The 22,645-nt window shown below is 65.1% G+C and carries 20 protein-coding genes; 5 read left to right on the top strand and 15 right to left on the bottom strand.

Going from position 1 to position 22,645, the window contains the following annotated elements; translation table 11 throughout:
• The first annotated feature begins 268 nt into the window (after positions 1-268).
• Positions 269-1,726, top strand: coding sequence for a sensor histidine kinase (locus AC1RUR_RS16755; protein ID WP_492845949.1), 1,458 nt, complete (start codon positions 269-271; stop codon positions 1,724-1,726).
• Between the two features lie 88 nt (positions 1,727-1,814).
• Here the strand turns inward: AC1RUR_RS16755 and AC1RUR_RS16750 are convergent, their stop codons facing one another.
• From AC1RUR_RS16750 to AC1RUR_RS16735, 4 genes are all read right to left on the bottom strand, one after another.
• Positions 1,815-3,359: a peroxidase family protein gene (locus AC1RUR_RS16750; RefSeq protein ID WP_492845855.1), complete on the bottom strand. Its 1,545-nt coding sequence runs from the start codon at positions 3,357-3,359 to the stop codon at positions 1,815-1,817.
• Positions 3,360-3,602: 243 nt separating this feature from the next.
• Entirely contained in the window at positions 3,603-3,875 is a 273-nt protein-coding gene (locus AC1RUR_RS16745; RefSeq protein WP_492845853.1) for a hypothetical protein, read from the bottom strand.
• Positions 3,876-4,017: 142 nt separating this feature from the next.
• Positions 4,018-4,749, bottom strand: a complete 732-nt coding sequence (locus AC1RUR_RS16740; RefSeq protein ID WP_492845851.1) for a cytochrome c biogenesis CcdA family protein — start codon at positions 4,747-4,749, stop codon at positions 4,018-4,020.
• A 203-nt stretch (positions 4,750-4,952) separates the two neighbouring features.
• Positions 4,953-5,219, bottom strand: a complete 267-nt coding sequence (locus tag AC1RUR_RS16735; RefSeq protein WP_492845849.1) for a hypothetical protein — start codon at positions 5,217-5,219, stop codon at positions 4,953-4,955.
• A gap of 481 nt (positions 5,220-5,700) precedes the next feature.
• On the opposite strand from AC1RUR_RS16735, the gene AC1RUR_RS16730 reads away from it, so the two are divergent.
• The 3 genes from AC1RUR_RS16730 to AC1RUR_RS16720 all read left to right on the top strand — a co-directional run bounded on the left by AC1RUR_RS16730 (position 5,701) and on the right by AC1RUR_RS16720 (position 8,239).
• The gene (locus AC1RUR_RS16730; protein WP_492845847.1) at positions 5,701-6,747 is read left to right on the top strand and encodes a LysR family transcriptional regulator; all 1,047 of its coding nucleotides are present in this window, start codon (positions 5,701-5,703) and stop codon (positions 6,745-6,747) included.
• A 30-nt stretch (positions 6,748-6,777) separates the two neighbouring features.
• On the top strand, positions 6,778-7,149 hold the full coding sequence (locus AC1RUR_RS16725; protein ID WP_027546544.1) for a helix-turn-helix domain-containing protein: 372 nt from the start codon (positions 6,778-6,780) through the stop codon (positions 7,147-7,149).
• A gap of 274 nt (positions 7,150-7,423) precedes the next feature.
• A complete protein-coding gene (locus tag AC1RUR_RS16720; RefSeq protein ID WP_492845844.1) occupies positions 7,424-8,239 on the top strand; it encodes an enoyl-CoA hydratase in 816 nt (271 codons plus the stop codon).
• A 285-nt stretch (positions 8,240-8,524) separates the two neighbouring features.
• Here AC1RUR_RS16720 and AC1RUR_RS16715 read toward each other — a convergent pair whose 3' ends face one another.
• The 8 genes from AC1RUR_RS16715 to AC1RUR_RS16680 form a co-directional block, all read right to left on the bottom strand.
• Positions 8,525-9,604 carry an isocitrate/isopropylmalate dehydrogenase family protein gene (locus AC1RUR_RS16715; RefSeq protein ID WP_492845842.1) on the bottom strand — a complete coding sequence of 360 codons (1,080 nt, stop codon included), beginning with the start codon at positions 9,602-9,604 and terminating at the stop codon, positions 8,525-8,527.
• Positions 9,605-9,738: 134 nt separating this feature from the next.
• Entirely contained in the window at positions 9,739-10,806 is a 1,068-nt protein-coding gene (locus AC1RUR_RS16710) for an alcohol dehydrogenase (RefSeq protein ID WP_492845840.1), read from the bottom strand.
• Between the two features lie 85 nt (positions 10,807-10,891).
• Positions 10,892-11,863: an ABC transporter ATP-binding protein gene (locus tag AC1RUR_RS16705; RefSeq protein WP_492845838.1), complete on the bottom strand. Its 972-nt coding sequence runs from the start codon at positions 11,861-11,863 to the stop codon at positions 10,892-10,894.
• A complete protein-coding gene (locus tag AC1RUR_RS16700) occupies positions 11,860-12,852 on the bottom strand; it encodes an ABC transporter ATP-binding protein (RefSeq protein ID WP_492845836.1) in 993 nt (330 codons plus the stop codon). The genes AC1RUR_RS16705 and AC1RUR_RS16700 overlap by 4 nt, the downstream gene beginning before the upstream one ends.
• Positions 12,849-13,721 (bottom strand): ABC transporter permease, encoded by an 873-nt coding sequence (locus tag AC1RUR_RS16695; RefSeq protein ID WP_492845834.1) that lies wholly within the window; start codon positions 13,719-13,721, stop codon positions 12,849-12,851. Before AC1RUR_RS16695 ends, AC1RUR_RS16700 begins: the two co-directional genes overlap by 4 nt.
• The gene (locus AC1RUR_RS16690) at positions 13,708-14,658 is read right to left on the bottom strand and encodes an ABC transporter permease (RefSeq protein WP_492845832.1); all 951 of its coding nucleotides are present in this window, start codon (positions 14,656-14,658) and stop codon (positions 13,708-13,710) included. Before AC1RUR_RS16690 ends, AC1RUR_RS16695 begins: the two co-directional genes overlap by 14 nt.
• A gap of 7 nt (positions 14,659-14,665) precedes the next feature.
• Complete coding sequence (locus tag AC1RUR_RS16685) at positions 14,666-16,210, bottom strand: ABC transporter substrate-binding protein (protein WP_492845830.1); 1,545 nt, start codon at positions 16,208-16,210, stop codon at positions 14,666-14,668.
• Between the two features lie 131 nt (positions 16,211-16,341).
• Positions 16,342-17,538 (bottom strand): CaiB/BaiF CoA transferase family protein, encoded by a 1,197-nt coding sequence (locus tag AC1RUR_RS16680; RefSeq protein ID WP_492845828.1) that lies wholly within the window; start codon positions 17,536-17,538, stop codon positions 16,342-16,344.
• Positions 17,539-17,731: 193 nt separating this feature from the next.
• On the opposite strand from AC1RUR_RS16680, the gene glgA reads away from it, so the two are divergent.
• Complete coding sequence (glgA, locus tag AC1RUR_RS16675) at positions 17,732-19,147, top strand: glycogen synthase GlgA (RefSeq protein ID WP_492845826.1); 1,416 nt, start codon at positions 17,732-17,734, stop codon at positions 19,145-19,147.
• Positions 19,148-19,437: 290 nt separating this feature from the next.
• On the opposite strand, the gene AC1RUR_RS16670 is transcribed toward glgA, so the two are convergent.
• From AC1RUR_RS16670 to AC1RUR_RS16660, 3 genes are all read right to left on the bottom strand, one after another.
• The gene (locus AC1RUR_RS16670) at positions 19,438-20,388 is read right to left on the bottom strand and encodes an oxygenase MpaB family protein (protein ID WP_492845824.1); all 951 of its coding nucleotides are present in this window, start codon (positions 20,386-20,388) and stop codon (positions 19,438-19,440) included.
• Between the two features lie 109 nt (positions 20,389-20,497).
• Positions 20,498-21,640: a patatin-like phospholipase family protein gene (locus AC1RUR_RS16665; RefSeq protein WP_492845822.1), complete on the bottom strand. Its 1,143-nt coding sequence runs from the start codon at positions 21,638-21,640 to the stop codon at positions 20,498-20,500.
• A 70-nt stretch (positions 21,641-21,710) separates the two neighbouring features.
• The gene (locus AC1RUR_RS16660; RefSeq protein ID WP_492845820.1) at positions 21,711-22,535 is read right to left on the bottom strand and encodes a 3-hydroxybutyrate dehydrogenase; all 825 of its coding nucleotides are present in this window, start codon (positions 22,533-22,535) and stop codon (positions 21,711-21,713) included.
• Positions 22,536-22,645: the final 110 nt, after the last annotated feature.

Raw genomic sequence — 22,645 nt, 5'->3', positions numbered from 1 at the left:
ATGCGTGGTCCGGACAATGATGGGCCCTCGGCTGATACAGTTCGACGCAGGAGCCGCGCTCGCGCCATCTATTGCACTGCAACCTTCGCCGCTTGGATGCTCCTCCAGCGGACGGGAACGGGTGCGGTCCATGACCAATTGAGCAGTGCCACAAGGACGGCCCTGCTTTATGCTTTGGCTGTCCGGCGCCGTCGCGCTGGAATCGGGACGCTCGCGTTTGTCTAGGTTCACCTTGCCGGTCCGGCTCGCTCTCCTCGTCGCGGGAACGATGTTGCCGCTGATCGTCTTCGCCGTTGGCATTGCAATCTACAACTACAGGCAGGACCGCAGCGACGCGACCCGCCGCGTGCTGGAAAACGTGCGCAGCATGCGCCTGGTGCTGGATTCCGAGGTGCAGCGGATGACCGGCGGCCTCCGGGTCCTGGCGCTGACGAATTCGCTGCGGAACGACGACTTCCAGAACTTTCGCCGCATCGCGCTCGGCTTTCTCGACCAGTATGGCAAGGGCGGCCTGTTGCTGATTTCCGACCGCAAGGGCCGGCTGTTGTTCTCCTCGGCGACGGAGGACACCGCGAGCCTGCCGCCGCGCGGCAATCGGGAGATCGTCGAGAAGGTGTTTGCGACCAAGGCGCCGCAATATTCCGACCTGTTCACCGGCGCGCTCAACGGGCGACAGATTCTCACCGTCGAGGTGCCGGTGATCCGCGACGGCGAGGTGGTCTACGACCTCTGCTTCAGCCCGCCGGTCAGCATCTTTCAGGACCTGGTGGAGAAGCAGCGGCCCGACCCGGCTTGGACGGTGTCCCTGCTCGACGCCAAGGGCATCGTGTTCGCGCGCGCGCCGAACCCCGGTGACACATTCGGCAAGCGCGCCTCGCCGTCGCTCTACACCGCCATGTTCCGCAGCAACGAGGCATCGCTGCCGACGGTGTCGCTCGACGGCGTCGCCTTGGCCGCAGCCTTCACAAGATCGCAACTGACCGGATGGACGGTCGCCGCCGGCGTCGCCGAGAGTTCGTTGATCGCCCCGCTCTGGCGCAACATCGCCATCACCAGCCTGATCGGCGGCATCCTGCTGCTGACCGGCCTCACCTTTGCGGTCCGCATGGCGACGACGATCGCGCGCGGCGAGATGCTGCACAATCTCCTGGTCGAGGAGCTCAACCACCGCGTCAAGAACACGCTGGCCCTGATGCAGGCGATCGCGGTGCAGACCTTCCGCAGCGCCAGCCGCGACGAGCGGGCCAAGTTCGAAGGCCGCCTCGGCGCGCTCGCCGAGGCGCACAATCTGCTCAGCCAGGAGAGATGGGCGGGCTCGGAGCTGAAGGACGTGATCGCGCGCGCGCTCCAGCCGTTCCTGCTCAACGCGCCCGAGCGCATCCGGATGGAGGGCCCCGTGGTGCCGCTGTCGCCGCGGCTTGCCGTGGTGCTGTCGATGATCGTGCACGAGATCGCCACCAACGCCGCGAAATACGGCGCGCTGTCCAACGAGACCGGGCGGATAACGCTGGAATGGGACGTCATCGCCGACACGCCGAAGCCGCGGCTGCGGCTGATCTGGACCGAGATCGGCGGACCGCCGGTGACGGAGCCGGTGCGGCGCGGCTTCGGCTCGCGCCTGATCGAGCGCAGCGCGCGCGACCAGCTCGGCGGCGAGGCAACCGTCGACTTCCTGCCGCGCGGCGTCGTCTGCACCGTGATTTGCACGCTGGACGAGGCGCACTGACCGGAGGCGCGCTTTCAGCCGCTCCTTGCGCGAGCTGGGCCGCTCGCGGCCCAGCCTTTACTTGTGCAGCCTAGAGATCGCCGGGCGTCTAGACGGTCGAGATGCCGTCGATCGGGCTGATATCCCCGACAAAGCGCAGCAGGTCAGCCATCGTGAACTCGCCCGGCACTTGCGATGGCAGCGTCGGCTTCCAGCTCTTGCCCTTGAGCCAAAGGAACGATTGGTGATCGCCATGGACGAGGCCGACGAAGACCTCGGCAAGCAGCGTCGCACCAACGGGCCCGAGCCTCTCACCGCCGCCCCGCTGCTCCGCCTCCTTGAGGATGTAGTACCAGAGCGGGGTGTGCTCGTGCAGACCGTGCTTCTTCGCCACTGCGCCGTCGGTCCCCTTGGATATCTCGGCCGAGGTCAGGGGATTCTTGATCCTCATCGCCCTGGCGACGTCCTGCCCGGACGGCAACCCCAGCAGCACGCCACGCTTGAGATTGCGGAACGGCAGGCTGCCGCCGTCACCGGGCAAGGTGTGGAGTTGCGGCACGACAAACGGGTCGATCTTGCGCGACGGATTGAGTGCCACACCCGGCGGATTGGACGGCAGGACCTGATAGAAGCGGCGCCAGTCGATGATCCAGTTGCTTGAAAGCACCGGAAGCGGAAGCGGCGGCTGGATGGGATTGGGCGCGAGATCTCCGATGATGCCTCCGGAGAGCCCGGTGAACCTGAACAGCAGATCGAGCGTCGCCGGAACGACGCCGCCCGGCGTGAATATCCTGTTGTGGCTATAGACCTGGCGAACCATGCTGTGGCCGAGACGGTAGACGGCGGCGGAGAACTCGACAGGCATGTAGGGGATCTTCTTGAAGCGGTAGAAGCGCCGTCCCTGCTCGAGAATCTTCGCCACCATCCCCTTCTCGGTGATCCGCTCGACGAAATCGTGCAGGACCATCCATTGGTAGTGCCAGGTCACGATCCGGCGCGCTTCTTCGAAGATTTCGCCCGGCGGCTTACCCGACGCCGCGAGCTGGTCGCAGACCCTGTTGTGGAACTTCAGCATCGCAAGGTGGGTTTGCGCGACGAGCAGGTTCTCGTCGTTGCGGTGATCGCCGATCAGGGCAAATCCCTCGGGACTGCGCGGCAGATCGTTGCGATGATCTCCCGTGATGGCATCGACGTTCACCGTCTTGCCGATCAACAGCTTGGGACCCGGGGTCTTGCCGTTGTCGCTCGCCGAATTGCGCGCGTACAAGTGACGGCTTCCGTCCGGACCCAGACCGTAGATGCTGTCGAGATCCAGCGCCGGCGTACGAAAATTCGTGACCGCGGTCGGATCGGCTTCCTTCTCGCCGAACGAGGTCAGATCGAGCGTGATGTCGTGGTCGACGAATTGCCCGAGATAGGTGAAGCCGGCGGGAACGTTTGGATTGTTCCCTGCGGGGTCGCCGGGGTTGGGATCCTTCATCGCATCGGCGAGTTCATGCAGCGGGCCGTCGTCGACAGCCAGCGGTTCGAGTGTCGGAAACATCCGACCGAACATGCCGGGATCGTCGTGCCCGGAAAGCGTATCCAGAAATTGTCGCGTCGGTTGACGTCCGGCTTTGCCATGACCGGGCTGAACGTTGACGTCGGTTCCCATCGCTTGCTCCTGCTTGAAATGCTGTAAGGGGAGAGGGGCGACGAAGTTATCGATCGGCTTGAAATTCCCGTTTCAATATAGGCTTTTGAAAATTGCCCCTCTGGGTGCAGTAAAACGAAATATTACCACAGATTGCATTCTCTGCATGGTCCTACCGACGAGGCTTTTTGCCCCACCACGGACACAGGCTTTTGATCGCCTGGAGCTCGAGCCAAAGACACTAAGGCGCGACGATGATCCGCTTCAGCGCTTCGCAGCGAACCGCGCCCAGACCTCGGCGTCCGTGTAGAAATCCACGCCGCCGTCGAGATCTCTCACCAGCCACTCGCCGAGATAGACGATCTGGGTGCCGCTGCGCCGCTCGTGCCGAAGTTCGAATTTTCCGTCGGCATCCTTCTGAAGCGAGCAATTTGACTGAACCCAGCTCGGCCACTCCTGCAACGGCTGTCCCAGGAATTGCCAGGCAACCAGGGCCACGTTGTCCGACAAGGGTTCTAAGCGCACTGTCTTGGTCACGTGATCTCCACCATGCAGATCGTCCCGGCCTCAACGATTCGGATCGGAAAGGTCTGGAATCATGTCGCTCTCGCAGAATCATGCCCGGCGGTTCTCAATGGTTCCTTTACGTCTTCATCCGTGAAAACCCGGTTCCCGCGACCTACCCGATCGTCTGCAACGCCGGAAACGTCTCCAGCAGCCAGATGCTTACGTTGGAGACCGCGCCGGTGAGAAAGCCGATGCCGGTGATCACCATCAACACGCCCATCGCGCGCTCGACATTGACGAGATGGCCCTTCATGCGCGCGAACAAGGCGGAGAACTGCTCGATCATCAGCGCGGCGATCAGGAAGGGAATACCGAGGCCGGCGGAATAGACCGCGAGCAGCCCCGCGCCCTTGGTCACCGTGGCTTCGGCGGCCGCGATCGAGAGGATCGCGGCGAGGATCGGGCCGATGCAGGGCGTCCAGCCGAAGGCGAAGGCAAGCCCCATGATGTAGGCGCCCCAGAGGCCGACGGGCTTGGGGATCGGCAGCCGGCCCTCGCGCATCAGCAGCCCGATGCGCGTCAGCCCGAGGAAGTGCAGGCCCATGACGATGATGACGAGGCCGGCGAGGATCGACAGCTCGGCCGACCAGGCGCGGATCAGCCCGCCGACCAGCGAGGCGCTGGCGCCGAGCGCCACGAACACCGTGGAGAAGCCGAGCACGAACAACAGCGCCGACATCATGATGGCGCGCTTGGAGGCCGAGGCCGGCTCGTCGCTCTCGACGTGCTCGATCGTCGCGCCCGTGAGATAGATCAGGTAGGGCGGAACCAGCGGCAGGACACAAGGGGAGAGGAAGCTGACGAGGCCGGCAATCAGCGCCGCCGGGATCGAAACATTTTGCATGATGCAGTCGGGGCCATCTCAGGCACCGGCGCGGCGCGCGGGAAATGCGCGCGGCCCGGAGCACCGGCTCTGGTGTAGCCGATGCCGGAGAATGCGCAACAGAGGCGCATAAAACCAGGGCTCCTCCCGATGCCGTCCGTGATCACAGATGCGGCATCGGGACGCGCACAAATCTCGCCAAAAAGCGAGACTCGGCGGCGCGGCTACTTCACCACGCGGAGCAGCGGACGCCGGGGCTGGTCCTGCGTCTGCTTGGTCGGGAGCGGCGGTTCGCTTGCAGCGCTCCGCAGCATTTCGTCGCACAATGCCTTGAGATCGGCACTGTCAATTCCTTTGAGCTTCATTCGCACGTCGAGGATGACAATGGACAGCAGCTCGGCCGACTCGCGGCTGTCGCTCTCATTGAGGATCCTGCGGCACTCCTCGAGCGTTTCCAGCACCGACTGCAACTGTTCGTCTGAATGCGACACCGGCGTTCTTTCCGTTAATTCGGCCTGCGAGACGTGTTTGTGACGACCCCTTTGGCCCCCATGGAAGACCAAGGATAGCACGAGGCCGCCGCGCCCCAGAACATGATTTCAATGTGTTTCAGCGTCGAAACTGCGGTTCCGGCGAACATCGCCGTACGGTGCTGTTGGCTCGTGTTGAAACGATCGAGAGGAGAACGCCTGATGCGCTGTGATTGATCCGTCCCGGAAGGCGGCAATGCCTCTCGCGTAAGGACGTCCACTGCGGACAACGCTGACAATCCCGCAGCCATTTCACGGCTCACAACGGAACTCACGCCGCACCCCTCATTCAGGCGATCGTCTGCCCGATTCCCAGCCTTGGCTGCATTCAGATACCACCCGTGAGACGGTAAGGATGACGTTCAAAACTCGTCGTCCGCCAACCCGCCGTGGTTGTGGTTTGCGCCAGATTCTGCCAGTTTAGCGACCCGAAGGGACTTGTATGCACTCCTTGGCGGAAAGGGGCGTTCCACTGGAGGAACGCCCAAAGACAAATCTCAGCGGCCTCTCGGATTGGGATGCCGCCCGCATCTTCTTGGAAGTCGTCCGTTGCGGAAGTTTCCGCTCGGCGGCCGAACGCCTGTCGCTGTCGATCAACGCCGTCCGCCGCCGGATCGACGATTTCGAGCGCCAGACCGACACCACCCTGTTCACCCGCGACGTCCACGGCACCCATCTGACCGACGAAGGCGCACTGGTGGTCTCCGCCGTCGAGCGAATGGAAGCAGCCGCGTTCGACGTGCTGCGCAGCAGCGACTCGGCGACCAATGCGCTGTCCGGCGAGGTCCGCGTTGCCGTGACCGAGGGCCTGGGCACGTTCTGGCTCGCCCCGCGCCTGGTCGAATTCCAGCAGGCCTATCCGCAAATTCTGGTCGACCTGCATTGCGCGATGCGCTCGGCCGATGTCTCCCGCCACGAGGCCGACGTCGCCATCCATCTGTCGCGGCCTTCAGCGCTCGACGTCAAGCTGGTGCGGCTCGGCCGCATGCATCTGATGTTCTGGGCCGCCGAGAAATACATCGCAAAACATGGCGCGCCGCGCTCCGCGGCGGAATTGATCAGGCACCGCCTGGTGCTGCAGTTCGCCGATCAGATCGCCGCCAAGGAAACCTTCGAGAGCTTCTTCCCGGGCGTTCCGGAGCGTGACCTTCTGGTCATGAAGACCAACGTCTCGAGCGCCAACTATTGGGCGGTCGCGAATGGCGCCGGAATCGGCGTATTCCCGAGCTACGCTATTGCGCTTGGCGGGAAGTTGATTCCACTGGAGGTCGAGTTGAACCGACCGCTGGATATCTGGTTGTCCTACCATCCCGGTAGCGGCCGGATTCCCCGCGTGCGGCACATGATTGACTGGCTGATCGAGGCTTTCAATCCGGCTCGCTTCCCGTGGTTTAAGGAAGAGTTCGTGCATCCGCATGAATTCAAGGACTCGTATATGGGCGAACCCCTGACCCAGCTCTTCGGGGGATTTTCAACCGAAGAACGGTGAGAAACAAAGATGAAAACAGCGGCGAAAAGAATGAAGCAGCGCAGTGCCGGCAAGCCGGACATTGAGCTTGGCAAGCGGATCCGTCTGCGGCGCGTCGAGATGAAGATCTCGCAGGCTGAGCTGGGCGAGAAGCTCGGCGTCAGCTTCCAGCAGGTTCAGAAATACGAGAAGGGCGTCAATCGCGTCGGCGCGGCTCGGCTTCAGCAGATCGCCTCCGCCCTCGATGTGCCCGTGACCTTCTTCTACGACGGCGACAACAAGGCCCGCGAAGTCGAGAGCCTGCTGTTCCTCGATTCGGCCTTCAGCCTCCGCCTGCTGCGCGCCTACAGCAAGATCAAGGACCAGACGGTGCAGCGTCAGCTCGTCTCGCTGATGGAATCGATCGCGGCCAACGAAGCCTGATCCATCGACGGTCTGGCCTCTACGGCCGACGTTCAATCCACCGCGTCACGGGGGCGCGGCCGGATTGAACGAGACCGATCGATCATATTCCGGCTTGCGCGCCTCGCGCGCGGCCGCGGCTCAATCAGGGCGGCCTCGCCGCCCTTTTCCTTGGCCGATGTCCGGCCCATGCAATCGCGGCACAGGCGGATGCAGAGCCCCTCGCCTCGCCGCGGTTGACCCGGACCTCGGCCCGGCAGCACATTGCGCCCGACCTGCGACAAGCGAGCGCGCGATGCCCGATATTTCCAATCAAACCTCCTACGCCGACGGCAAGATTCTCAAACACACGACCGGTGGCGTCGGCGTGATCACCTTCAACAATCCCGACAAGCGCAACGCGATGTCGCTGGAGATGTGGGAGGGATTTGGCGAGGCGCTGACGGCCTTGCGCGACGACGACGCGGTGCGCGTCGTGATCCTGCGGGGCGCCGGCGGCAGGGCGTTCGTCTCGGGCGCCGACATCAGCCAGTTCGAGAAGACGCGCCACAACGCAGCAGCATCCGAGGAATATGCCAAGCGCAGCGCCGCCCAGCGCGCATTACTCGCCGACTATCCCAAACCGACCATCGCCTGCATCCAGGGCTTTTGTCTCGGCGGCGGCATGCAGGTCGCGATGCTCGCCGACATCCGCATCGCCTCGCATGACAGCCAGTTCGGCATTCCCGCGGCAAAACTCGGCATCGCCTACGGCTTTGACGGCCTGCGGCATCTGGTGTCGCTGGTCGGCCCGTCCTGGGCGCGATTGCTGATGTACACGGGCATGCGCATCGATGCCACGGAGGCGTTGCGCATCGGCCTCGTGGAACGGCTCTTCCTCGACGATCAGCTCTGGGGCGAGACCATGGCAATCGCCGAGACGATCGCGCAGAACGCCCCGCTCGCGATCCAAGCCGCCAGGATCACCATCGCAGAGGTGCTGAAGGACGAAAGCGGACGCGACATGGACGCGATCAAGGCGATCGGCACCGCATGCATGGACAGCTCGGATTTTCGCGAGGGCCGCCAGGCCTTCATGGAAAAGCGCAAGCCGCAGTTTACGGGGAAATAGCGCTGACTGCCTGATAAATGGAGCATTGATACTGATGAATGCGTTTCTAATTCTGTCTATGCTCTGCTTCGCAGTTGGTGTGGTGCTCTTCGTTTGTGGGATATGGACCTGGATTATTCAATTCAACGGCGACGTCTATTACCACTGGGCAGGATTGGCAGCGGTGGCGGGCGCAGTATTCCTGGTTGTCGGGCTGTTTCGTCACTGGCGACGAGCAAGATCGCAGCCATGCCTCGATGCGACCTCGGGGCCGCAAGGCTTATTTTTTACCCTGGCCTCTTTTGACTACAGCGCTGCAAGCACCGCCTTCGTGATATCCGCCGTGCCGTTGCTGCCGCCGAACTCCATCGGCTTGATGCCGCCGGCATAGACCTGGTCCACCGCGCGCTCGATCGTCTCGCCTGCTTCCGCCGCGCTCTCGACGCCATGCTTGTCGGCGAGCCAGTCCAGCATCATCGCGGCCGACAGGATCATGCCGGTCGGATTGGCCTTGCCCTGTCCCATGATATCGGGGGCGGTGCCGTGGCAGGGCTGGAACACGGCATATTTGTCGCCGATGTCGGCCGAGGGCGCCATGCCGAGGCCGCCGATCAGGCTCGCGGTGATGTCGGAGACGATGTCGCCGAACATGTTCTCCATCACCATCACGTCGAAATCCCAGGGCCGCTTCACCAGCATCGCCGAGCAGGCATCGACATAGAGCCGGTCGGTCTTCACACCAGGATGCTTCTTCTCGATCTCGTCGAAGATGCCGCGGAAAAAGGCAAAGGCCTTGAACACGTTCGCCTTGTCGACGCAGGTCAATGCCCCCGGCTTGCCGCGCGCCTTGCGCCGCTCGGCGAGGCGAAACGAGAACTCGAACAGGCGCTCGGAGGTCCGGCGCGTGATCACCATGGTCTCGCGCGCATCTTCATGGGTGACGACGCCCTTGCCCATCGAGGCGAACAGGCCTTCGGTGGATTCGCGGATCACGACGAGATCGATGCCGCGCTTGTCGGCGCCGACGATCGGGCTCGGCACGCCCGGAATGAGGCGCGCCGGCCGCACGCCGGCATAGAGATCGAAGATGAAGCGCAGCTCGATCTGCGGCGCGATCTCGGTGTTGTCGGGGTAGCGCACCGACGGCAGGCCGCAAGCGCCGAGCAGGATCGCGTCCGCCTCCTCGCACAGCTTGATGGTGGAATCCGGCATCGACTTGCCGGTGGCGAGATAATTGTTGGCGCCGGCCGGCGCCTCGGTGAAGCGGAAGCGCAGATCCGATTTGGACTCGATCTTGCGCAGCACCTCGATCGCCGGCGCCATGACTTCAGGACCGATACCGTCACCGGCGAGCACGGCAATGTGGAAGGCGTTGTTTGCGGACATGGGGGTTCCTGGGTGACGGAGGGTGCGGCCTCGTCATTGCGAGGAGCTCTTGCGACGAAGCAATCCAGACTGTGTCCGCGGAGGGATTTCTGAATTGCTTCGCTACGCTCGCAATGACGACGGAGAGCGTGAGACTACGGAGTCAGCACGGTGCGCCCGACCACCGCGCCCTGCTGCAATTGCACCAGCGCATCGTTGGCCCTGGCGAGCGGTGCCGTCGTCACCGGGATCGGTGGTATCTTCTTGGCGCGGACGAGATCGAGCAGCTCCTGCGTCTCGCGCAAGTTTCCGACATAACTGCCCTGGATCGTCACTGCCTTGATCGGAATCAGCGGCAGCGCCCAGGTCGCGCCGCCGCCGAACAGGCCGACGATGACGAGCTTGCCGCCCTTGGTCAGGCAATCGAAGCCGAGCTGCGTCGTCGCGGCATTGCCGACGAGGTCGATCACGGCGCGGATCGGCCCGCCCGCTTTCTTCGCGAGCTGCTCCAGCGCGTCCGGCGCCTTGGGATCGACGGTTGAGAGCGCTCCGGCCTTCTCGGCCGCCTCGCGCTTCCTGGCATCGATGTCGACCATGATCGCGCCCTTGCCGCCCATCGCCTTGAGCAGCGACAGCGCCATCAGGCCGAGGCCGCCGGCGCCGAACATCACGATCGGCGTATCGAAATGCTGCTCGACCTTCTTCAGCGCGCTGTAGGTGGTGACGCCCGAGCAGGCGTACGGCGCGGTCGTCGCAGGGTCGAGTCCCCTGAGATTGAGCAGATAGCGCGGATGCGGCACCAGCATGTGGTCGGAATAGCCGCCGTCGCAATAGACGCCGAGCGAGCGCGGCGTCAGGCACATGTTCTCGTCACCGGCAAGGCACGTGGCGCACTTGCCGCAGCCGATCCAGGGATAGACCAGGCCGACATCGCCGAGCCTGAGATCGCCCTGGTCGGTCGGCTTCACGTCGGGGCCGAAGGCGGCGATTTCGCCGACCGTCTCGTGCCCCATCGTCAGCGGCAGGTTGATGCCGCGGTCCTTCAGTGACAGCGGCTTGCGGCCGTGGCCGAGATCGTAGCCGCCTTCCCAGATGTGGAGATCGCTGTGGCAGACGCCCGCGGCCTTCACCTTGATCAGCACCTGCGTGCCCGACGGCTGCGGCGTGGCCTCGTCGAACTCCTGCAGCGGCGCCTTGAAATCGGCAACCTTGAAACTCTTCATCGGCGTCCTCCCGGCATGCTTCTCGTTCTCGGCACCACCATGCCATGGCCGGCGAGACGAGACAAACCCGCAGAGCCGTCTTAGTTCAGGCCAGCGGATGGTGGCAAGCCACGAACTGGCCGGGCGCGACTTCGCGCAACTCCGGTATCTCCGCGCTGCATCGCTGATCGGCCCGCGGGCAGCGGGTGCGGAAACGGCAGCCGGACGGCGGCGCAATCGGGGATGGCGGCTCGCCAATTGCCACACTCTCGACAGGGCGCACGTCCGGATCTGGCACCGGGATCGCCTGCAACAGCAGATCCGTGTAGGGATGCGCAGGCCGTGCGAACAATTGCTCGGACGGACCGACCTCGCAGAGCCGGCCGAGATACATCACCGCGACGCGGTCGCTGACGGCTTTGACCACCGCAAGATCATGCGCGATGAACAGCAGCGTCAGGCCGAAACGCGCCTTCATCTCCTCCAGCAGATTGAGGATCTGCGCACGGATCGAGACGTCGAGCGCCGAGACCGGCTCGTCGCAGACGATGAACTCGGGATTGAGCACCAGCGACCGCGCGATGCAGATGCGCTGGCACTGCCCGCCGGAGAATTCATGCGGCAGGCGGCCCGCCACGAGGTCAGGGTCGAGCCCGACCGCGCCGAGCACCTCGTGAACGCGCCGCTTGCGCTCGGCGGCATCCTTGACGCCGGCGATGACGAGCGGCTCGGCCACGATGTCGCCGATGCGCCGGCGCGGATTGAGCGAGGCGATCGGATCCTGGAAGATCAGCTGCACGCGGCGGCGCATCCTGCGCAGCGTCTCGCCCTCCATGGCGGTGAGATCCTCGCCGTCGAACATCACCCGGCCGGACTTGGCGCGGCGCAATTGCAGCACCGCGCGTCCCAGCGTCGACTTGCCGCAGCCGGATTCGCCCACCAGGCCCAGCGTCTCGCCGCGCGCAACCTGGAGGCTGACGCCGGACACCGCATGCACCGTCTTGTTGCCGAGACCATATTCGACGACGAGATCGTCGACGCTCAGAAGCGGCTCGGGGCGCGCGGCCAGCTGCATCATGCGCCGATCCCCTCGACCATCTGGATCGGATGGAAACAGGCGTAGAGATGATCAGGCATCTCTGTGCTCTTCAGTTCGGGCTTGGCCTCGTGACAACGCCCCGCGGCATAGCGGCAACGCGGCGCGAAGGAGCAGCCACGCAGCGGCCGGGTCGGATCGGGTGGGCGGCCGGAGATGGCAGGCAGCGGCGTATGCGGCGCGGCGTCCAGCTTCGGGATCGCCGCCAGCAGGGCCTCGGTGTAGGGCATGTGCATGCGCTTGAACAAGGCCTGGGTCGGCGCGCGCTCCACCACCCTGCCCGCATACATCACGGCGACCTCGTCGGCACGGCCTGCGACGACGCCGAGATCGTGGGTGATGATGATCATCGCCATGTGGCGGCGGCGCTGCTCGCGCGCGAGCAGATCGAGGATCTGCGCCTGGATGGTGACGTCGAGCGCCGTCGTCGGCTCGTCCGCGATCAGCAGCTTCGGTTCGCAGGACAGTGCGATCGCGATCGCGATACGCTGGCGCATGCCGCCGGAGCATTGATGCGGATATTGCGCGAGCCGCTGCTCCGGCGCGGGAATGCCGACCGCTGCGAGCAGCTCGATGCTGCGCGCCTTGGCAGCCGGGGCATCGAGCTCGAGGTGCTCCTGGATCGTCTCCATCAACTGGGTGCCGATGGTGAGCACCGGGTTGAGCGAGGTCATGGGGTCCTGGAACACGACCGCGAGATCACGTCCGCGCAAACGCCGCAGCCGCTCCGTATCGAGCCGCACCAGATCCTGGCCGTCGAACATCACGCGTCCCGTCAGCTTCGCCTTCTTCGGCAGCAGCTGAAGCACCGCGCGCGACAGCATGGTCTTGCCGCAGCCGGACTCCCCGACGATGCCGAGCGTGCGGCCCGCTTCCAGCGACAGGTCGACATGGTCCACGGCGCGCAAATTGCCGCGCGGGGTCGGCAGCTCGACCGCGACGTCCTCGATGGTCAGCAGCGGCGCACTCACAATGCCCCCTGACGCGGGTCGGTCAGCGCCCGCAGGGTGTCGCCGACGAGGTTGAAGGCCAGCACCGTCAGAAAGAGTCCCGCCGCCGGCAGGAAGGCCAGCCGCGGCGCGACGTCGAGGCTGTCGCGCCCCTCGCCGATCATGCTGCCCCAGCTCGCCATCGGCGGCGGCACGCCGAGGCCGAGGAACGACAGCGCGCCCTCGACGACGATGGTGACGGCGACGCCGAGCAGGAAGAAGGCGAGCAGCGGCAGGATCACGTTGGGCAGCAGCTCGCGCAGCAGGATGCGCGCATGGCTGGCACCCAACGCCTCGGCCGCGATCACGAATTCGCGCCGCGCCAGCGTCAGCGTCGCCGCGCGCGCCACCCGCATGAAAGCGGGAATGCCGAGCACGCCGAGGATCAAGGTGAGATTGGGAATGGACTGGCCGAGATAGGCGGTCACCGCGAGCGCGAAGATCAGCGGCGGAAACGCGAGCAGCACGTCCATGCTGCCGACCACCAGCGTCTCGAACCGGCCACGAAAATAGCCGGCGAGCAGGCCGAGCGCACCGCCGAGCGTAAGGCCGATCATCGGTGCGATCAGCCCGACCGTCAGCGAGGCCCGCGCGCCAAAAATCAGGCGGGCGAGCTCGTCGCGGCCGAGACTGTCGGTGCCGAGCCAGTGCTCGCTGGAAAATGCGGCGCGGCGCTCCAGCATGTCCATGTCTACAGGGTTCTGCAGCGGCAGCAGCGGCGCGAGGATCGCAAGCGCAAGGATGACCGCGAGCCAGGCGCTCGCGACCCAGAACAGCAGGCCGAGCTTGCGCTTGCCGCGCACGGGTGCGGACGCCACCTCGTCTTGAATTGACAGCTCAAGTGTGGCCATGGCGGATCCTTGGATCGAGCACGGCGTAGAGCATGTCGACGACGAAATTCACGATGACGAAGCCGCAGGCGACCAGCAGCACCACGCCCTGGAGGATGACGAGATCGCGGGTGTAGATCGCCCCGACCAGGAGCCGGCCGATGCCGGGCAGCGCAAAGATCGATTCCACGATCAGCGTGCCGCCGAGGAGCCGGCCGATATTGATGCCGGTCACCGTCACCAGGGTCAGCGAAGACGGCTTCAACGCATGCACGAACAGGATACGCGCGGGCTTGAGGCCTTTTGCTTTGGCGAGCGCGATATAGTCCTCCTGCAGGGTCGCGATCATGTCGGAGCGCAGCACCCGCATGATTCCAGGCCATTCCGCCAGCGCGAGCGTCAGGGCCGGCAGCACGAAGAAGCGCAAATTGGCCAGCGGCGCCTCGCTGAACGGCACGTAGCCGGTCGCCGGCAGCCAGTGTAGCTCGACCGCGAACAGATAGATCAGCAGGATCGCGACCAGGAACGACGGCATCGACAGCATCGCAAACGCGCTGCCCGTCATGAAGCGGTCGAACGCGCCGCCGGCGCGCGCCGCGCAGGCGATCGCGACGGGGACGCCGATCACGAGTCCGATGAACTCGGCCATCAACATCAGTTGGAGCGAGACCGGAATGCGCTCGGCGACCGCCTGCAACACCGTCTGCCCGGTGCGGAACGAGCGGCCGAGATCGCCTTGCAAGACGTGACCGAGCCAGCTCAGGTAACGCCACCACAGCGGCTGGTCGAGCCCCATGTCGCGGCGCAGCGCCGCGACATTCTCCGGCGTCGCCTGATCGCCGAGGATGACGAGAGCGAGATCGCCCGGCAGCAGCGAGGCGATCAGGAAAGTCAGCAGCGAGACGGCGAGCAGCACCGGCAGCATGGCGAGCAGCCGCCGAACGACGAAGTTCAGCATCGCGCCATCATTCCAGCCAGGTCATCGAGACGTCGATCACACTGTTGTAGATCTTCGGGAAGCCCTTCAGCTTGGCGCTCGACAGCGCGTAATAGGTGTTCTGGAAGGTCCAGAACCAGATTGCCTCCTTGTTGATCAAGCGGCTGACGGCGCAGTAATCCTCGGTGCGTTGGCCGAGGTCGGCCGTGACGCGCGCGTGGTCGAGGAGCTTGTCGAGCTCGGGACTCGAGAAGCCGGCGAGCGCCAGCGGGCTGCCGCTGCGGAAGTTCGCGTACATCTGCGGATCGGGATCGGCGAGATCGACGATGCGCCACGGCGTCATCTGGAACTGGCGGGTGAAGGCGCGCGACGGAATGGTGGCCTGATCGACCTGCTCGATCTCCATGTTGGCGCCGACGCGCTTCCAGAATTGCTGGAGCACCTGGCCGATCATGCGGCCACGCGGGGTTGCGGTCACCAGCATCTTGAACTCGACCGGCTTGCCGTAATCCTTGATCAGCGCCTTGGCCTTCTCGACGTCGAACGGCAGCGCGCCGTCATCCTTGCATTTGACCCAGGACCCGTCGCCGTAGGGATTGCTCGCCGGCCGGCTCAGGCCGTTGCTGATCGCCTGCGACATTTTCGGACGGTCGATCGCCATCACCAGCGCCTGGCGCACGCGGACGTCGTCGAACGGCGCGACCTTGGTGTTGAAGGCGTAGACCTGCGCGCCCGAGCCCTTGTAGGTGTGCACGGTGAGCTTGGGGTCCTTCTGCGCCTTCATGATGTTGTCGGCGTCGTTCTCGTCGTCCCAGATGATGTCGGCCTCGCCCGACTGGAGCGAAGCAAAGCGCGACTGCGCGTCGGGCAGCGGCTTCAGGATGATGCGGTCGAGATAGGGACGGCCCTTGTCCCAGTAATTGGGATTCTTCTCCAGCACCATGCGGTCGCCGGCGGTCCATGATTTCAGGATGTAGGGACCGGTGCCGACGGGGTTGCGATTGTAGTCGTCGCCCTTGGTCTTCCAGGCCGTGGGCGAATGCACCGCGTTGTTCTGGCTCTGGATGGTGTTCACCGCCGGCAGGTTCACGGAAGGGTCGGTGAGATTGTAGACGATCGTGTATTCGTCGGGCGCCAGCACTTCCTTGACGTTGGTGATGTAGAAGGCGCAGCGGCACTTGTTGGCGGGGTCCTTCTGCCGGTCGAAGTTCTCCTTGAAGGCCTGCGCATTGAACGGCGTGCCGTCGTGGAATGTCACGCCCTGGCGCAGCTTGAATGTCCAGCTCTTGTAGTCGTCGGAATGGGTCCAGGACACCGCGAGTTTTGGCGCGGCTTCTCCCTTTTCATCCAATGTGGTCAGCGTATCGAAGATCGCGGCCGCCGCGGTGAACGTCGAGGTGTCGTAGACGCCGACCTTGAGCGGATCGAAGCCGGGAATGTCCAGTTCCTGGCCAACGGTGATGCTGCCGCCCGTCTTCTGCGCCTGCGCCGGCTCAGCCAGCGGGAGGAGAGCAAATGCCGCAACAAGGAAAATCGGCACGCGCTTGCGCGCCGCGGCAGCAATCTTCGTCATGGTTCCTCCCGGGATCCCTCGTCCGATGTTTCGGATCGTTGAATGACTGGGAGCGAGATTGGCGACAAATGCTCGCGACGGCAAGAGGAACGCACGAAAGATCACACGCCGCAGGTGCGGCGCAATGTTGCTCAATATGTCGCGGCCGTTTTGCCTGACGGAATTGACGCATCGTCAGCCAGGCCAATCTCGTCGCGCAGCGCATCCGTATGCTCGCCGAGCACGGCCATCGTCCTGGCCGGCGCGGTGTCGGCACCCGACATCCGGAACGGCAGGTTGAGCACCCGGAACGAGCCGCCATCGTCCTGCACCTGGGAGAGCGCCTGCCGGTGCGCGAGCTGCGGATCGGCCAGCGCCTCGGACACGGTGCGATAGGCCGACGCCGGCACACCGGCCGCGCCGAGCACGGCGAGACAGGCGTCGGTCGAAAGCTGCCGCGACCATGCTTCGACGCCGTCCATCACCTCGGCCCAGTTGTCGCGGCGCGCGGCGTAGGTGGCGAAGCGTGGATCGGAGATCCAGTCGGGGCGGCCGATCACGCCCATCAATCCCTGAAACGTCTTCTCGCTGGCGACGGTGATCATGACATAGCCGCTTGCCGTCTCGGTCGGACCGAACATCGGGCGCGGCGGCGGCTTCACCGCAAATTGCGCGCTCTGCAATTCGGTCAGCGTCAGCGACAGCATCGATTCCAGCATGGACACGTCGATGTGCTGGCCAAGGCCGGTCACGGTCCGCTGATAGAGCGCCGACGCAATGGCGCCGAAGCCGTAGGTGCCGGTGACGACGTCGGCATGATAGATGCCGCAATAATCGGGGCGGCTGCGGCCGGGCTGGTAGGCGAGATGCGCCATGTCGTAGCCTGAGGCGGCATGGATCACCGGCGCATAGGCCGGCAGCTCGGCCGAGGGGCCGGTCTGGCCGTAGCCGGAGATCGAGCAATAGATCAGCCTCGGGTTGAGCGGACGCAGCCGCTCGTAGTCCAGCCGCAGCCGGTGCATCACGCCGGGGCGAAAATTCTCGACCAGGATGTCCGAGGTCGCGGCCAGCCGGCGGACCGCCTCCCTGCCCTCCTCGGACTTGAGGTCCAGCACGACGCTCTTCTTGCCGACATTGAGCTGGCCGAACGCGGTGCTGCACCCCTTGCGCAGCGGCGGCCGGGTCCGCATCGTCTCCCCGCCGTCGCTCTCGATCTTGATGACCTCGGCGCCCATATCGGCTAGCATCCGCGCGCAGTGAGGGCCGGCGATGGTGGTCGAAAAATCCAGGACCCGCAGGCCGGCGAAGGCCTTTGTCGTCGTCCCCTCATGCTTATCTGCTAACTGCATGCGTACTCGTGTCCTTGGGTCGCTTAGGAACAATCAATGTTCTCTGTTGTTGGTGCGCCGACCCTAGAGGCCGGCGGCTGAGTAGGAAAGTCTTTACCGAACGAGCGCACTTCACAGATGGCTTGAGAATTTTCGGGGCAACTGGACCCGTTCTTGCATAGCAGCAAGCGGGATCGGATGAGGGCAGCAGTTCTTGAGGGTCTTGTTCGTTACGACAGAGATGGACGACTTCGTCCGCGTCGGCGGACTTGGAGCCGTTTCCGCCGCGCTGCCCCGAGCGCTTCGTCCCTTCGCCGATATCCGGATCATGTTGCCCGGCTATCGCGACATCATCGAACAACTCACGCATATTCAGATCGTTGGCCGCTGCCCGCCGCTTGCGGAGATGCCGGCCTGCTCGCTCGGCCGGGCCGCGACCAAGGACGGCCTGCCGGTCTATGTGCTGTTGTGCTCGCAGCTCTACGACCGCCCGGGCAATCCCTATGGCGACGAGGCCGGGCGCGACTGGCCGGACAACGACATCCGCTTCGCGCGCTTTGCCTCGGCGGCCGCTGAGCTGGCCATGGGCAAGCTGGACAAGAATTGGGCAGCAGACCTGATCCATGCCAACGACTGGCAGGCCTCGCTCGTGCCCGCCTATCTCGCCTGGCGCGGAGCCAAGCTGCCGTCGATCCTGACCATTCACAACCTCGCCTATCAGGGGCTCTTCCCAAAGGACTCGCTGCGGCGGATCGGCGCACCGGAAAGCTCCTTCCATATCGACGGCATCGAGTTCTACGACCAGCTCTCCTTCCTCAAGGCAGGCCTCGTCTACGCCTCGCACCTCACCACCGTCAGCGGCACCTATGCGCGGGAGATCACCACGGCCGAGTTCGGCTGCGGCCTGGAGGGCCTGCTCCGCCTGCGCTCCGACGCGTCCGAGCTGACCGGCATCCTCAACGGCATCGATGAGAGCTGGGACCCGCGCTCCTGCGCCCAGCTCGCCCAGCAGTTCGGCGCCGGCGACTGGGTCGGCAAGAAGGCCAATGCGGACTACGTGCGCAAGCAGTTCGGCCTCGCGGTGTCGCGCGGACCGATGTTCGGCATCGTCGCCCGCCTCGTGCACCAGAAAGGCATCGACCTCGTGCTGGCAGCCGCCGACGAGATCGTCGATGCCGGCGGGCAGATCGTCGTCACCGGCTCGGGCGAGCCGGCGCTCGAGCAGGCGCTGATCGACGCCCATCGCCGCCGCCCCGACGCCATCGGCGTCACCATCGGCTTCAACGACGCCCAGGCGCGGCGCATCTTTGCCGGCAGCGACTTCACCCTGATGCCGTCGCGCTTCGAGCCCTGCGGCCTCAGCCAGATGTACGCCCAGCGCTTCGGCTCGCTGCCGATCGGGCACCAGACCGGGGGCCTCGCCGAGACCATCACCGACGGCGAAACCGGCTTCTTGTTCTCCAGACCCTCGCACGAATCGTTCCTCGGCGGCGTCCGCCGCGCCTTCGAGGCCTTCATGGCGCAGGATCAGCTCGACACCATGCGCCGCAGCGCGATGGGACGGTCGTTCTCCTGGAGCATCTCGGCCGGCATCTACAGCGCGCTGTACCGCAAGCTGGCATCGGTGTGAGGCCGAGACGTTTCTCCACACTCCGTCATTGCGAGGAGCGTAGCGACGAAGCAATCCAGACTGGCTCCGCGGAAACAGTCCGGATTGCTTCGCTGCGCTCGCAATGACGGGATCAAGCAGCGAGCACCTATCTGTCGCCGTCCCCCTGAGGTGGCCGCTCCTTCAGCGGCCCTCGAAGGGCGACGGCCCGGCTGCAGCAACGGGGCCGTGCATCCTTCGAAGCTCCCGGCGCGATGCGTTCGCATCGCGCCACTCGCGCCTCAGGATGACGGATCTAAAGGCGGAGAACCTCACCCCTTCCCCCGCACGTCCATCTGCGGCCGTCCGATCCATGCGCGGTTGAGACAGCGGGTCAGCCAATCGGGCCGCGGCTCGCCGCGCAGCCGCGCCTGCGCTTCCTGGTAGGGACCGACATAGCGCAGCCGGTCGGGCAATCTCGGATAGACGCGCCTGATCCAGCGCAGCGCATTGTCGGCGGCCCTGATATCGCCCTCGTCAAGTTCAAACCCGAAGCCCACGCGCAAGCGCTCCGGCAGCATGCGCGCCGTGAGCGCGCGATACCAGCGCGGCGGCCGCAACCACGGACGGGCACCGGCGAAGATCTGTGTCGCGATCTCGCGCGCCGCCGCGCTGACGGTCAGCGTATCCGACCGCGCCATCCCTGCCGCGTAGGACGCAAAGCCGGGCCAGTCCGCCGGCAAGTCATCCCCGGTCAGCCCGAACAAGGCGCCGAACGTCCGGCTTTCGGCCCAGTAGCGCTCGCGCTGCTCCGGTGAGAGCGCCGGCAGGATCAGGTCATGTGACATGAGCGCAGTCTCGACCAGCGTCGCATGCACCCAGCGCAGCGACGGAATGTCGTTGGCGCAGTAGCGCGAGCCCGCCGCGAACGGGCCGACGGCCTCGGGCATCTCTCCGACGATCATGCCGTGGCGCCGGTGCAGTTGCCGGGACGACAGCAAGGCACGGTCGAGCGAGCCGAACACCATGGCGAAGACGATGTCGAAGGTGCGATGGAAGCGGCCGATCGGATCGGCCAAAGTCCGGGAGTGCTCGGCGATGGCGGCCGCGACCCAGGGATGGGCCAGTTGCAGCAGCAGTGCGCGGCCGGCACCGAGAAAGATGACGGCCTCGCGGTCGATTTGCCAGGTGACCGTTTCAGGACCAAACACGCCGGCAAGCTGCCCCGCGGCGCCAGCGCGGACATGATCGAGCGCCAATTCCAGATAGCTCCCGGACACCAATTGCAGGGCCTTTCGACTGCAGGCAGAGACGGACAGTCCGCAAGGCCTGTGGCAATTCGATGAACGGTCTCCGGACATCGCGGCATGCCGAGAGCCGGCGTCTGTACCCCTATTCCGCAGCCATCGGCATCTCGTCGATATGCTCGTGCAGCACCACGCCGGCGAGCGGATCGAATTCGCCGACCCACGGCTTGCGCGCGAGCACCGACTTCGTGTGAGCATAGCCGGCATGCCAGCGCCGGGTGATCCCCGACGGACTGAAGTCGATGTCCTTGGTGTGGGTCTCGCGCTCGAGCTGCGGCGCCAGCAGCCGCACCACATGCATGCGTGTGGGACAGCCGTAGCTCATCAGCTCCCTCACCGCAGGATCGCCGCGCTCGCTCTCGGACAGACGTGCGGCGAGCTGGTTGATGACGTGGCGCAGCCGGTGGGCCTGCTGCTGGCGGACGATCTGGCTCGCGATCCGGCTGGAATACATCACGTCCTTGTGCCGGTTCAGCACCTCCGCCATCGTGGCCGGCTCGGCGCCGACGGGATTCCACAGATGCACGGAGAAGATCAGCGAGTCCCTGCGTGGGTTGTCGTCGAACACCGCCTCCGTCGGCGTGTTCGAGAGGATGCCGCCATCCCAATAGAGCTCGCCATCGATGCGCACCGCCGGGAAAGCCGGCGGCAATGCGCCCGAGGCCATGACATGCTTCACCGTCAGCTCGCCGTCGCGGCTGTCGAAATAGCGCATTTCGCTGGTGCCGACGTGAGCCGCACCGACCGTCAGGCGCGGCGCACAGCGATTGGCCAAATCGAAATCGACCAGTTCGCTCAGCGTCTTCTCCAGCGGCGCGGTCGAATAATAGCCGGCGTGATCGGCGCCCAGCGGATAGGAATCGCCGGCATGCGCCAGCGGATTGGGCCGGAAGAAGCCGGGAATGCCGTGGGTCACGGTCGACCAATAGGCCAGCTTCTCATTGAAGCCGGGGAACGCGGCGCGCCAATCCCAGACCGGGTTCTGCTCCATCCGCTTCCAGAATTCCTTCAGGCGCGCGAGCCGGTGCTCCGGCGCGTTGCCTGCGATCAGGCTGGCATTGATCGCGCCGATCGAGGTGCCGATGATCCAGTCCGGCTCGATGCCGGCCTCGTGCAGCGCCTGGTAGACGCCGGCCTGGTAGGAGCCAAGCGCGCCGCCGCCCTGAAGCACGAGGACGACCTGACCCGGCAGGTCCATGCGCTGGATGTTATTCTGCGTGCCGTTCATGGTTCGCTCCTGATCAGCCTGCATTGCCCGAATTCTCGCAGCCGACTGCGACTTGTTACGCCGGCTCATGTTAATGCGCGGTCCAGCCGCCGTCGACCGGAAGCGCGATGCCGGTGATCGAGGCGGCCGCATCTGTCGACAGGAACACCGTGAGCGCGCCGAGTTCCTCGACCGTCGCAAACCGCTTGTTCGGCTGCTGCGCCAGCAGCACGTCGCGGATCACCTCGTCGCGAGAGATGCCGTGCGCCTTGGCCTGACCGTCGATCTGCGCCTCGACCAGCGGGGTGTAGACGTAGCCGGGACAGACCGCGTTGCAGGTAATGCCTTGTTCGGCAGTCTCCAGCGCCGTCACCTTGGTCAGGCCGACGATGCCGTGCTTGGCCGCGACATAGGCCGCCTTGAACGGCGAGCCGACCAGGCCATGCGCGGAGGCGATGTTGACGATGCGGCCAAAACCGTTCTGGCGCATCGCCGGCAGCGCCAGCCGCGTGGTGTGGAAGGCCGAGGTCAGGTTGATCGCGAGGATCTGGTCCCATTTCTCGACCGGAAACTGCTCGAGCGGCGCGACATGCTGGATCCCGGCGTTGTTGACGAGGATGTCGAGCCGTCCGGACTGGGCGATGGTGGCCGCGATCATCTCGGCGATCGACTTCGGCCTGGTCATGTCGGCCGGCGAGTAGCTCGCCTTGACGCCGAACTCGGCGGCGATCTGCTCGCGCGTCCGCCCGATCTCGCTGGCGACGCCGAGGCCGTTCAGCACGATGTCGGCGCCGGCCGCGGCCAGGGCACGTGCGATACCGAGACCGATGCCGCTGGTCGAACCCGTGACGAGCGCGACCTTGCCGGCCAGCGCGCGTGCAGGCTGAGATGTCTGCGGCTTCAGCGGTATGTTCATGACGCGATCTCCGTTGGCGATGACTGGCTTCGAGGCCGAGCCTCAGCCTTCGCAGAACCCTGGAGGATCCGCCGCCCAAGCGGAAATACCGGCTGGCTTCCGAATCCATA

The organism is Bradyrhizobium sp. GW821-FHT12B03 (genome assembly GCF_058807535.1).
Note: the sequence above shows the minus strand (reverse complement) of the source record. Positions and strands in the feature narration are given on the sequence as shown.